Origin of the sequence: Psychrobacter sp. FME5 (assembly GCF_014861375.1) — a bacterium.
Lineage (GTDB): Bacteria > Pseudomonadota > Gammaproteobacteria > Pseudomonadales > Moraxellaceae > Psychrobacter.
This window is the reverse complement of record NZ_RRYX01000091.1, coordinates 1-12449: the sequence shown is the minus strand read 5'-3', so window position 1 is coordinate 12449 and position 12449 is coordinate 1. Positions and strand designations below refer to the sequence as shown.

At 43.8% G+C, this 12449-nt stretch carries 11 protein-coding genes; all 11 read left to right on the top strand.

Annotated features, from left to right (window positions below; genetic code table 11):
• Positions 1 to 140: IS1 family transposase (locus EI161_RS10995; RefSeq protein WP_192528726.1), on the top strand; the 140-nt coding region annotated here is incomplete at its 5' end.
• Between the two features lie 470 nt (positions 141 to 610).
• Entirely contained in the window at positions 611 to 1843 is a 1233-nt protein-coding gene (locus tag EI161_RS10990; protein ID WP_192524114.1) for an acetate/propionate family kinase, read from the top strand.
• A 178-nt stretch (positions 1844 to 2021) separates the two neighbouring features.
• The gene (gene pta, locus EI161_RS10985; protein ID WP_192524113.1) at positions 2022 to 4169 is read left to right on the top strand and encodes a phosphate acetyltransferase; all 2148 of its coding nucleotides are present in this window, start codon (positions 2022 to 2024) and stop codon (positions 4167 to 4169) included.
• Between the two features lie 133 nt (positions 4170 to 4302).
• Positions 4303 to 5181: a nicotinate-nicotinamide nucleotide adenylyltransferase gene (locus EI161_RS10980; RefSeq protein ID WP_192529559.1), complete on the top strand. Its 879-nt coding sequence runs from the start codon at positions 4303 to 4305 to the stop codon at positions 5179 to 5181.
• A gap of 141 nt (positions 5182 to 5322) precedes the next feature.
• Positions 5323 to 5724 carry a ribosome silencing factor gene (gene rsfS / locus EI161_RS10975; RefSeq protein WP_192529558.1) on the top strand — a complete coding sequence of 134 codons (402 nt, stop codon included), beginning with the start codon at positions 5323 to 5325 and terminating at the stop codon, positions 5722 to 5724.
• A gap of 271 nt (positions 5725 to 5995) precedes the next feature.
• Entirely contained in the window at positions 5996 to 6778 is a 783-nt protein-coding gene (locus tag EI161_RS10970) for an MOSC domain-containing protein (protein ID WP_192529557.1), read from the top strand.
• Positions 6779 to 6875: 97 nt separating this feature from the next.
• Entirely contained in the window at positions 6876 to 7763 is an 888-nt protein-coding gene (locus tag EI161_RS10965) for an N-acetylmuramoyl-L-alanine amidase (RefSeq protein ID WP_192529556.1), read from the top strand.
• 43 nt (positions 7764 to 7806) lie between these two features.
• Positions 7807 to 8568: a type 1 glutamine amidotransferase gene (locus EI161_RS10960; RefSeq protein WP_225735349.1), complete on the top strand. Its 762-nt coding sequence runs from the start codon at positions 7807 to 7809 to the stop codon at positions 8566 to 8568.
• Positions 8569 to 8591: 23 nt separating this feature from the next.
• A complete protein-coding gene (locus EI161_RS10955) occupies positions 8592 to 8789 on the top strand; it encodes a hypothetical protein (protein WP_192524106.1) in 198 nt (65 codons plus the stop codon).
• A gap of 392 nt (positions 8790 to 9181) precedes the next feature.
• Positions 9182 to 10372, top strand: coding sequence for a glycine C-acetyltransferase (gene kbl, locus EI161_RS10950; protein ID WP_192524105.1), 1191 nt, complete (start codon positions 9182 to 9184; stop codon positions 10370 to 10372).
• 84 nt (positions 10373 to 10456) lie between these two features.
• Positions 10457 to 11482 carry an L-threonine 3-dehydrogenase gene (gene tdh, locus EI161_RS10945; protein ID WP_192529555.1) on the top strand — a complete coding sequence of 342 codons (1026 nt, stop codon included), beginning with the start codon at positions 10457 to 10459 and terminating at the stop codon, positions 11480 to 11482.
• Positions 11483 to 12449 lie beyond the last annotated feature (967 nt).

Sequence of the window (12449 nt, the reverse complement as noted above, 5' to 3'; positions counted from 1 at the left end):
GTATAGAGGGTAATAACTGTCGCCTTAGACACCGATTAAGACGAGCGGTTAGAAAGACTTGTTGCTTCTCAAAAAAGCTTGATAATCATTTTAAAGTGTTTGATTTGGTGTTCTTTTACATCAATTATGGCTACGTCTGATGCCAGCATACTTTTTAGAACACCACCGACTATATTAATAACAGCACTCTCCATTCAGCACTCAGCTAATGAAAGCGACTTTATGCTTATTTAGAAAAATTTACTTACAATTTTTATTAGTATTTGTTTTCAGTCGTGGCCTCTGATAAATACTGGCTAAGCTCGGTGTACAGTTGTATTGAGCCATCCGAAGCCCTAATTTTTAAACCTTATAGTTATCGTGGTATAGCCACCAAAATATGTTACATTATACTCAGGTCTTGTGGCTGTAATGAGGCGCTAGCGTGCGACTCATCGATACTGATAGTGTTACTGATAGACCGTGACAAATAGTTCCAGACCCAGAGTAACCGAGATCAGCAATGTACTTGTTTGGCGTTTGTCAGCATGGATATGGCTGGTTTTTGTGTATTTACCGGTGTTCATCTAGGATGAGTCACCATTTATAAAATATAATCTAAGGATAGAGTATGAGCGCCAGCCTAACCACCACTTTTGATGATAAAAACACCGAAGCATCAACCTTGACCAACCCTACCCTAGTCCTTAACTGCGGTTCCTCTTCTATCAAATACGCGCTGATTAGCGACGACGACACTACTCGTATCACTGGCCTAGCCGAAAACTTAGGACTCGATACGGCCCGTATCAAACACACTACCCTCAATGGCGACAAGTTAGAAATTGCCATTACTGGTGGCCGCCATGAGCTTGCCTTGAAAAAAATTCTTGAACTATTAGAGCAGTACCACTTTATCGCAGTGGGGCATCGCGTGGTGCATGGTGGCCGTGAGTACTCTGAGGCGGTTCGTGTTGACGACCATGTCTTAGCAGAAGTTAAACGCTTAAAAGTATTAGCACCGCTACACAATCCTGCTAATGCTTTGGGCATCGAAGCGGTACAAGCCATTTATCCTGAAATCCCACAAGTGGTCGTCTTCGATACGGCTTTCCATCAAACCATGCCGCCTGTTGCCTTCCGCTATCCGCTACCAAAAGCTATGTACGAAGAGCATAAAATCCGCCGTTATGGTTTCCATGGTACCTCTCATGCCTACGTCTCAGAGCGTGCAAGCGAAATTACTGAGTCTAAAGCGCCACATGGTTGGCTCACAGCTCATCTAGGTAATGGTTGCTCAGCGACGGCCGTTTATGATGGCAAAAGTCTTGATACCAGTATGGGACTGACGCCACTTGAGGGCCTAATGATGGGGACACGTAGTGGCGATGTCGACCCAAGCTTACACATACACCTAAAGCGTCAGCTTGGTATGAGCTTAGAAGATATCGATACGATACTCAATAAAGAAAGTGGTCTGCTTGGTATCTCAGGCCTATCCAATGATCTACGCACTATCGAGCAAGCGGCTGATGAAGGTCATCAAGACGCCAAACTTGCTATCGAAATGTTCTGCTACCGCGTCGCTAAATATCTTGCCAGTCTAAGCTGCGCTCTACCTACCTTTACTGGTATCGTCTTTACTGGTGGTATCGGTGAAAATTCTGTCACCACGCGTACACGTATCTTAGAGATGATGCCGCATTTTGGTATCAAAGTAGATACTGATAAGAACGCCAGCTTGGTCGGTGGTAGTGAAGGCAGCTTCCATTCAGACGATAGTAACATCGAGCTGTGGGTGGTGCCAACCGATGAAGAATGCCGCATCGCTCAAGAAACTCGTCAGGCTTTAAACTTAGATTAATCTCGATTATTTTTGCTCAGCGCTTCTTATAGAAATACTGTCTTTTAGAGACCTTTTTTTAGAAGTACTGTCTTTTAGAAATACTGTCTTTTAGAAATGAGACAAGAAGCGCGACGTTTTGCTCATTTCAGCACGGATGAATTGAGCTTTAAAAATATAATAAACCGTAGGATACTTTATGCAAACCATTTTACTCGTTCCCATCAGCCGCGGTATCGGTGTGACTTCAGCAGCACTTGGACTGATCCGTGCTTTTGATTACAACGGTATAAAAGCAGGCTTTATGAAGCCATTTTTGCAGGACGATACGCTCGATAAGCAAAACAGCTTAGACAGCTCAAGCGCCTTAACCATGCATGCTTTTGGCCTAACCCCGCCTAAGTCTATCAACCGTCAGCGTGTTGAGCGCATGATTGGTGATGGCAATCTCGATGACCTGCTCGAAGAAGTGGTCGTCAATTATAATACCATCGGTGACGACCATGACGTGGTCATCTGTGAGGGGCTGGTACCAACCACCGAGACCTCCTATGCCTCACAAATCAACCGCGCCATTGCTCACGCGCTTGATGCCAAAATTATATTTGTCAGTACCGCTGATACCAGCAAACCCGCTTATCTGGCCGATAAGCTCGATGTCCACGCTCGTGAGTTTGGCGGTATCGCCCATGAGCGCACGCTTGGTGTGATTTTGATGCGTGTGCAAAATGTACCAAACACTTTTGAGACCCAACCTGTCGCTCCTGGTGAAGCCGTCGTCAGTTTAGATGAAAACTTCATGCAAGAAGTCCAGCGTTTATCACCTCATTTTGACACAGAAGCCTTTCGTTTAATCGGCGTGGTACCTTTTAGTGACTCACTCTCTGTGCCTCGTACCTGGGATATCGCCGCTGAGCTTGATGCCAAATGGCTCAATGTCGGTGAGGCAAAATCACGCCGTATCAGCCGTATTAGCTTAACTGCACGCTCCGTTGCCCGTATTGATGAAGTCTTTAAGCGCGGCACCCTTGTCGTGGTACCTGGTGATCGTGATGATTTGCTATTGGCGGCTGGCTTGGCCTGTATCAACGGCATCCCACTAGCAGGTCTGGTATTAACAGGTGGCGTCGAGCCAAGTGACACCGTCGCTGAGCTATGGCATTCTGCGCTCAAAACAGGCATCCCGGTGATGAGTGTCGAAAGCGACAGTTATGAGACGGTACAAAGCCTTGTCCATATGAGCGCTGAGATTCCAAGTGATGATACCGAGCGCGCCGAAGAAGTGGCTCGTTATGTTGCCGCACATCTAAATCTTGACTGGATTAAAGAGTATTTCAGCCAAGATTATGAGACGCGCTTATCACCATCAGCGTTCCGCCATCAAGTGGTCAAAAAAGCGCAAAATGCTAAGAAACGTATCGTCCTACCAGAAGGCTGTGAGCCGCGCACGGTAGAGGCGGCTTGTATCTGTCAAAGCCGTGGTATTGCCAATTGTGTGTTAATTGCTAAGCGTAGTGAAGTCGAACAAGTGGCCAAAAACCGCGACTTGGTATTGCCCGAAGGGTTAGAGATTATCGATCCTGATAGCCTCGATATGAGCAAATATATCGCTGCAGTCGTGGAACGCCGCAACGGCAAGACTGGCCCAGATGTCGCTGCTGAGTACCTAAAAGATACCGTTTATCTAGGCACTACCATGCTCCAAATGGACGAAGTCGACGGCTTAGTCTCTGGGGCGATTCATACTACGGCCAACACCGTCCGTCCAGCATTTCAGTTGATTAAGACCGCACCGCAGTACTCGCTCGTGTCGTCAGTATTCTTTATGCTGTTGCCTGAGCAAGTGGTGGTCTACGGTGACTGTGCCATCAACCCTGATCCTAACGCGGAAGAGCTGGCAGAGATTGCTATTCAATCAGCACAGTCTGCTGCTGCCTTCGGTATTGATCCAAAAGTAGCCATGATTAGCTACTCTACTGGCTCATCAGGAACAGGCGCAGATGTCGAAAAAGTCACTCGTGCGACCCAAATCGTACGCGAACGTGCGCCAGATCTAAAAGTCGATGGTCCACTACAGTATGATGCGGCCTCTGTGATGAGCGTCGGCAAGCAAAAAGCGCCTGACTCACCGGTTGCCGGACAAGCCAACGTCTTTATCTTCCCAGACCTCAATACGGGCAACACCACTTATAAAGCAGTTCAACGCAGTGCCAATGTCATTAGTGTCGGTCCGATGTTGCAAGGTTTGAACAAGCCAGTAAACGACTTGTCACGTGGTGCACTGGTCGATGATATTGTCTATACCATCGCTCTCACCGCCATCCAAGCTTATAGCGATGCGATTTAATCGTTGTAATATTTATTAAGCGTTTTCATATATAACCGACTGTCATTATGATAGTCGGTTTTTTATTAGCTGTTAAAGGTGATATAGTCAATGCTGAATATACTCAGTGAAAAGTAATATTGATACATCGCCTATGTTAAATACGTCTAATAAGCAATCAAGCCAAAGTCAAAAGTCCAAACCTGCCATTCGTGCTTACTTAGGTGGCTCATTTGACCCAGTGCATGATGGTCATTTGCAAATGGCGTTGTACGTTTATGAATGTTTATTGCCGATAGCTAAGCAACAACAGCGTGCGCTACACGTCTCATTATTGCCCAATGCGCGCTCGCCATTTAAACAACATAGCACTAATCCTGCGCATCGATTGGCCATGTTAAAATTGGCGACTCAAAATACACCGCTAGAAGTTAATGAGCTTGAGCTATGGCAAACGCCGCCTGTCTATACCATCGATAGTGTGACAACATTGCGCGCGCACCACCCACAAGACAGTTTGATATTTATGATGGGAATGGACAGTGCGCGCAGTTTGGAAAAATGGAAAGACGGTTTAACACTGACAGATTACGTCAACTTATGGGTTTTTAATCGTAACGACCCCGTTAATATTAATAAAAACGTCTTTGAGAATAATATGCCGACTCAATTACAGTCTCAACTTCCCACATCGCTACACCCTTTCGTCGTCGACTCGATAGCCAAGCTTTTAACACCAAATACTCAAAGCTCAGCGGATAGCAGTGTTTTAAAAAATAGATATCAAGGCCATATTTATATAGACTCGCGCGCTATCGCCGCGGTATCGAGTACGCAAATACGGCAACAGTTACAGCAAGCGTCTATGTCATTAGATATAAAACACGCCACCCAAACGCAAATTGCCTCTGCTGTGCCAATAAATGATATTATGAGCCATCCCAAAGCCAATCCAGTAACTAAATGGCTAAATCCTGCTGTTTATCAATATATTATCGCCCATCAGCTATATTCTGCTGCTCAATTCCGTTAAAATCACCTTATCTTTATCATTTTGCCCATGCCAACTCTAAAAACGTCTGGCTACCTATACTCAGTTGGACAACACCAACTCAAGCAAGTTGATAATTTACCCCTTTATTTTTAATATTTACGATTCAAGAGATTAAGATCTATGACCAACACCATGACCGACGACCGCTTAAAAGAGTGTTTGACCCTCGTTGAAAGCGCGCTAGACAATATGAAAGCGAAAAACATCACCGTCATCGACGTCGAAGATTTGACCGACGTAATGGAGCGCATCGTCATCGCTGACGGCACGTCAAAACGCCATGTACGGGCAATGGCTGACAGTGTCGGCGCTGAAGCCAAGCAAGCGGGCTTCATGCCACTTGGCCGTGAAGGCGGTGTCGACTCTGACTGGACGCTGATTGATTTGGGCGCTGTCGTCGTGCATATGATGACCCCGCAAGCACGTGAGTTCTACGACCTAGAAGGTCTATGGTCATCGCCTGATCAATTGGCTGAGCTGGTCGCTGTACCACGTGAGAAAAAAGCGGGTCCTCGTAACTAAAATCACTTTGCTGCTATATGTTGTATAAATAAAAAAGGCTAGAATTATCTGGCCTTTTTTTATGCCTGAGCGTTGATAAATAGTCATAGGCATGAGCAGTTCAAAATAAAATCAAAGCATTAATAACTACCTGCTACTGTATCGATTTTAAAGTGAATCCTCTATATCGTTCCTAAGTTGAACCTACTGCACGTTTTAAATAAGCTGAAAGCCGCCAACGATTACGCTAAGATAGTTGCCATGATTCAAGAATATTTTCTTAGGACATTCAATGAGCATAGAAACAGTAAAAACCTCTACCCGATCCACTCAGACCACCAAGGCTAACTTCAACCAAGCGCTGCCGCTACATATCGCTAACCTAATCTGTGTCCGTGCTGGCAAAGCCATGCCGTTCGCCCGTGAGCAAATGAGCGCTATCGATAAAGCGCCCATCAAAGCACCTGTCGCTGTCGATTTTATGGGCTTGACCACCGATGAACAAGCCGATCGACGTCATCATGGTGGCCCATTAAAAGCGGTGCATCAATTGCCAGTTGCGACTTACGAAAAAATTAACGCAGAATTTGCTTTAAAAGTACGTATCGGCACATTGGGCGAAAATCTAACCACCGAAGCAGTGAACGGTTTACCAGAGATGGACGAGACGACTGTCTGTATTGGAGACGTTTTTCAGTATGGAAAAGATGAAAACAATGGCACTGATAATAATAGCGACAGCGTGCAATTACGCATTGTTCAGCCGCGCCGTCCTTGCTATAAAATCAACGACCAAATCGGACAGTTTAGCAAAGTACCCAATATCGCTTCGTGGGTGACCAAACAAGGTATCGCTGGCTGGTACTTTGAGGTAGAACGCGCGGGCATTATTAGCGCTGATTTACCGGTTTATTTAATCGAGCGACCTTATCCGTTCGCAACATTAGATAAGCTATGGCAATTGTCGAACTCAAAAGAAAAATTTGAAGCTAAGGTGATTAAGCCTTGGCTGGCAATTGAGTATTTGGAAGAAAGCTGGAAGGTGGTTTTGGCGAAGAAGATTGAGAAGGTTTGAAAACAAAGCCTTAAAGAACCTCATAATCATTTAATAGCAATACAAACTTAAAATAAGGTGATCTTATCAGCACGCCTTTATTCACATAGAGCACTTCATGGCAAAAAATATTACTGCTTTAGCATTTTCGACATTGTTTATAGCCTCGCTACTCACTGGATGCGCTACGACGACCTCTCAAGTAGCCACTCCTGAAAAATACATCATAGATAGCGAAACCTATCAAGCCTCTGGCAAAAGTCAGCGTATTAAAACCATCGTCCTGCATTATACGGTGAGCAATAATGCCAGATCTCTAAAAACATTGACCACCGGTCAAGTCAGCGCCCACTATCTGGTTTTAGACAGCAACGATAATAAAATTTATAACCTAGTGCCTGAAAGCGAACGTGCTTGGCATGCTGGTAATGGCGGCTTTGCAGGCAGAACGATACTCAACGATACCTCTATCGGCATCGAAATTGTCAATAGCGGCATTCAACCTAAATATCGTCAGGCGCTAAAAAATGGCAAACTCGACTACCATCCTTACGAGCACTATGTCGAATTTGATGAATTGCAGATTAAAAAAGTCGGGCAACTGGTACAAGACCTAGCAAAGAGATATGACATCTCACCAAAAAATATCATTGGTCATGCTGATCTAGCGCCTACGCGCAAAATCGACCCCGGTGCAAAGTTCCCTTGGCAGCGATTGTATATCGATTACGGTATTGGCGCTTGGTATGATGAATTTGATAAACAGTTCTTTACGAATCAAGACGAGTTTACAGCGGCAACGATACCCGAGATCAAACAAGCCTTTCGCGACTACGGTTATCAAATTAACGACAGCGATGAGTGGGATAAAGCCAGTCGTGATGTGATTTATGCCTTTCAATTACACTTTAAACCACAGCAGCCAACTGGCGAGATGGATTTAGAAACTTATGCGATTTTAAAGGCACTAAACAATAAGTATGCGGATCGTGATGATTTTTATTAAGTTCATATCTTATTGAGGACATGCCCTAATATAAGGCTCTTTAATGAAAAGGTATAAAATGACACTACGCATCCACGCCCTATTCCATACCGATTACGAAGACCTGAGTTTCATCAAACAATGGGCAAATAACCACCATCATAGGATGAGCGTTAGTCGATCTTACGATAACGACTCCTTGCCAGCGCAAGACAGCTTTGATTGGCTCATCGTGATGGGTAGACCGATGAGCGTCCACGATGAGGAAAAATATCCTTGGTTAAGCGCTGAAAAGCACTTGATTAGACAAGCTATTGATACTGGAAAAACGGTAATCGGTATCTGCTTAGGGGCGCAACTGCTCGCGCATTGTTTGGGCGCTAGTGTCCAGCCGTCTAGCGTAAAGGAAATCGGTTGGTTACCCATTCGTTTGACGCCCGAAGGACAGCTGCATCCTTTATTACAGGATTTACCTAAGCAAGAGTTTACCGTGTTTCACTTTCATGGCGATGGTTTTGACTGTCCAAAAGGGGCGAGTATTATCGCAACGTCAGAGGCTTGGGCGAATCAAGGCTTTATCTATCAAACTCCGCAGCATGAAGTTTTAGATAATTGGGTAATGGGTTGGCAGTGTCATTTTGAAGTGACTAAAGACAGTCTCGTTAAGATGGTCGCAAATGGCAATGACGCTATCCAAAGTGGACTTAAAGATTATCCCAAAACCGTGCAATCAGCGGCTGAGATCATCGCGCTAGGTGATAAATATATCGAAGACAACAACGCAAGATTAGCCGCTATACTAAATCGGATAGCGAATAGCGGATAATTAAATAATCAGGAGAATAAACCATGGGTCACTCACAATATAACGAACAAGATGAGCTGCAAAAATATCTAGAAGAAAAAGCCAAACAAGAGCAAGAAAAAGAACAGAAATCTGAGCCTCTCTCTGCGTATGACGCTTGTGTATTAAAAGAAAGCGCTAAGATTCATGAGTTGATCGCTGAAGCGCAAGGCGAGACTTTAGAGAGTTCGAAGGATGAATAGCCATCTATCCGTCAATACCTTATATCATTGGCATTATGAAGATGCGCAAGTTGATGTCTTTTGCTTGATGAGACAGGAATAGGCAGCCTTGAGGCCAATACTATAATCAAACAACATATATAGTTTCAACAAAATAGTCTCTGTCAGTTCCTTAGCTGAATTCTATACAGCCCCTTAGCTATTTAGGCTACTTATTGAGATGGGCTAATGATAAAATTACCGCTTACGGGGTTATAGGTAGTATCACTGCTCGCACCATATCGTTGGTTTCTAATATCGTCAGTTTTACTGAAAGCTAGGGTGATGCGCGGCTTTGATAATTTGGTCTTATCATCGGTCCTAATATCTGCATTATCAAAGCAGACTCCAATAATATTAAAAAAGGAACCTTTATGTATCAAGCTTTTCAGAAGCATCTACAGCAAGAAATCAGCGATATACGCGCGGCAGGATTGTATAAAACCGAGCGCATTATAACTTCCCCGCAAGATGCGCTAATCAAGATCGCCGATGGCCGTGAGGTGCTTAACTTTTGTGCCAATAATTACCTTGGATTGTCTGACCACCCTGAGATTAAAAAGGCGGCTATTCAAGCCATTGAAGACTCAGGTTATGGCATGTCATCGGTGCGTTTTATTTGTGGTACGCAAGATTTGCATAAGCAATTAGAGGCGGCGATTTCTAAGTTTTTTAATACCGAAGATACGATTCTTTATGCGGCCTGTTTCGATGCCAATGGCGGTGCATTTGAGCCACTACTGACCGGCGAGGATGCCATTATTTCTGATTCGTTAAATCATGCCTCAATCATTGATGGTGTGCGCCTGTGTAAAGCCGTACGTTTCCGCTATGCCAATGCGGATATGCAAGATTTAGAGACTCAATTACAAGCGGCGCAAGCACAGCGTTTTCGTTTAATTGTCACCGATGGTGTGTTTTCAATGGATGGTAATGTGGCGCCAATGGATGAGATTTATGCGTTGGCACAAAAATATGATGCCATGGTGATGATTGACGAGTCGCATTCAGCAGGCGTCGTCGGTCGCACTGGTGGCGGCGTGACTGAATTGTTTAATCTACGTGGTGATATTGAGCTTATCACTGGTACCTTAGGCAAGGCATTTGGCGGTGCTATCGGCGGCTTTACGACGGGTAAAAAGGAAATAATTGAGATGTTGCGTCAACGCTCACGCCCGTATCTGTTTTCAAACTCCATTCCTCCCATGGTGGCTGCAGCTGGGGTAAAAGCGTTTGAGATGCTAGCGCAAGACAATACCTTACAAGACCAATTGCATGCAAATACCGCCTATTTCGTTAAGCAAATGCAAGATGCGGGCTTCGATATCAAGCCCACCGAATCGGCAATTTGTGCGGTTATGCTTTATGACGCAACTGTCTCTCAGCAAATGGCAGATGCGCTGCTTTGCGAGGGCATTTATGTGATTGGCTTCTTCTATCCTGTCGTACCTAAAGACGAGGCTCGCATCCGTGTCCAGCTCTCTGCCGCCCATACTCGCGAGCAGCTAGACCAGTGTATCGCCGCCTTCATCAAAGTCGCCAAGCAAATGAAGGTGATTGATTAGAACGTGTTTAACACACCCTAAGAGCAGTTCAGTATTTATCTAGATTCAACAATAAAATGCAACACAGCTAAATAAGAGAAAAGTATGAAAGCACTGGTTAAAGCCCATGACAAGAAAGGCATCTGGATGCAAGACATGCCAGAACCTACAGTTGGCATCAATGACGTTAAAATAAAAATTAAAAAAACCGCCATTTGTGGTACAGATTTGCATATTTATAAGTGGGATGAGTGGTCACAAAAAACCATAAAAACACCAATGATTATCGGACATGAATACGTCGGTATCATTAGTGAAGTGGGCGATGGTGTGCAGCATTTTGAAGTGGGTGATCGAGTCACAGGCGAAGGACATATCGCTTGCGGGCATTGTCGTAACTGCCGCCGTGGTAAGCTACATGTGTGCGAAAACACTATAGGCGTGGGCGTTGACCGCGATGGCGCGTTTGCCGAATATTTGGTGATACCTGCCGATAATGCCATAAAACTCGATGAGCGTATCAGTGATGACATGGCAGCCATTATGGATCCCTTTGGCAATGCCACTCATACCGCCTTATCATTTCCTGTACTTGGTGAGGATGTGCTGATTACCGGTGCGGGGCTGATTGGTTCAATGGCAACGGCGATTTGCCGCTTCGCAGGGGCGCGTAATATTGTGGCGAGTGATATCAGCGATTATCGCTTAGAGCTTGCCAAAAAAATGGGCGCGACTATGACCGTAAACCCAGCCAAAGGTGAAACCATCGAAGGCGCCATCGATACGTTAAACATGCATGGCTTTGATGTTGGGCTTGAAATGTCTGGCTCGCCTCAGGCCTTTGATTCGATGATTAGTAACATGTATAACGGCTCTAAAATCGCTCTCTTGGGCATTTTACCTGACACCACCACGGTGGATTGGAGCAAGATTATTTTTAAGGCGTTAACCCTAAAAGGTATTTATGGGCGTGAGATGTGGGAGACTTGGTATCAGATGGAGCAAATGCTGATTAGCGGTATTGATTTGTCGCCCATCATTACCCATCGCCTGCACATTGATGATTTTCAAGAAGGCTTTGATATCATGGAAAGTGGGCAATGCGGTAAAGTGATTTTAAGCTGGGATTGATTTTGGTGACTCTTAGTTAGCTTTTAAATTATCATGACTTATAAAACGGCGCTGATTTCAGTGCCGTTTTTTGTGGATATTAAAAAGTAAGAAAGAGAAACGATTAATAACTCTGACCAAGATGATCTGCAAAAATATCTAGAACAAAAAGCCAAGCAAGCACAGGCAAAGGAGCAGGAACCTGAGCCGCTCTCTGCATATGACGTTTGTGTGTTAAAAGAAAGTGCCAAGATTCATGAGTTGATTGCTGAGGCTCAGAAAAATGTTAAAAAATAGCTGTGTGCAAATAGTATGCTAAAACCCAACTTTAAAATTATGGCAGCGTACAAAGCTCTAATAAATAAGAAAACACTTGTTATTGCATTTTTCGCTGTAGGATTGTTTGGATTTGGTCATGGTTACTTAATTACCAAAAAAAATCATAATGATGAATTAAATGACGCACGCTATCTAGTTGATAAGAATTATATACTTATGAAAAAATAAATTGATAAAATCATCATAGAAGAAGGAGTAGAGTCAGCAAATTAATATATAGACCAAATGGAAAATAAATATAACGAATTATATGGCTACTAATATTTTCAGAAGTTGAGTATTAATATGAAACATAGGAAGTTTTTTAGAAGAACTTCAATATCAATTGCTTTTCTTTTAATATGGTTAAGTTTTTTTCTAATTGGAAAGGGTTTTTATCTTAATAGCGATGATTTTACTCCTTCTTGGCAGGTTTACTACAATGAATCACTGGACAGTTATGATTAACTGAGAGAATATATTAAGAGTAGAGAGTAATATAACGAAATGAATTTAATGCCAATAACAATATTAGGGCGTGTTCCTAATTCAGTTTACAATGAATCATAGTACAAGCCAAATACAGCATAGACTTATAATTTCGTGCCAGTTTTTGAGACCATCCCAGATTCTGTGTAACTGCCATTTAGATTAAATGCTTACTAATACG

Coding starts and splice junctions, on each gene's coding strand:
- EI161_RS10970 (WP_192529557.1), top strand. CDS start 5,996: ATGAGCATAGAAACAGTAAAAACCTCTACCCGATCCACTCAGACCACC.
- EI161_RS10980 (WP_192529559.1), top strand. CDS start 4,303: ATGTTAAATACGTCTAATAAGCAATCAAGCCAAAGTCAAAAGTCCAAA.
- tdh (WP_192529555.1), top strand. CDS start 10,457: ATGAAAGCACTGGTTAAAGCCCATGACAAGAAAGGCATCTGGATGCAA.
- pta (WP_192524113.1), top strand. CDS start 2,022: ATGCAAACCATTTTACTCGTTCCCATCAGCCGCGGTATCGGTGTGACT.
- EI161_RS10955 (WP_192524106.1), top strand. CDS start 8,592: ATGGGTCACTCACAATATAACGAACAAGATGAGCTGCAAAAATATCTA.
- EI161_RS10960 (WP_225735349.1), top strand. CDS start 7,807: ATGAAAAGGTATAAAATGACACTACGCATCCACGCCCTATTCCATACC.
- EI161_RS10965 (WP_192529556.1), top strand. CDS start 6,876: ATGGCAAAAAATATTACTGCTTTAGCATTTTCGACATTGTTTATAGCC.
- kbl (WP_192524105.1), top strand. CDS start 9,182: ATGTATCAAGCTTTTCAGAAGCATCTACAGCAAGAAATCAGCGATATA.
- rsfS (WP_192529558.1), top strand. CDS start 5,323: ATGACCAACACCATGACCGACGACCGCTTAAAAGAGTGTTTGACCCTC.
- EI161_RS10990 (WP_192524114.1), top strand. CDS start 611: ATGAGCGCCAGCCTAACCACCACTTTTGATGATAAAAACACCGAAGCA.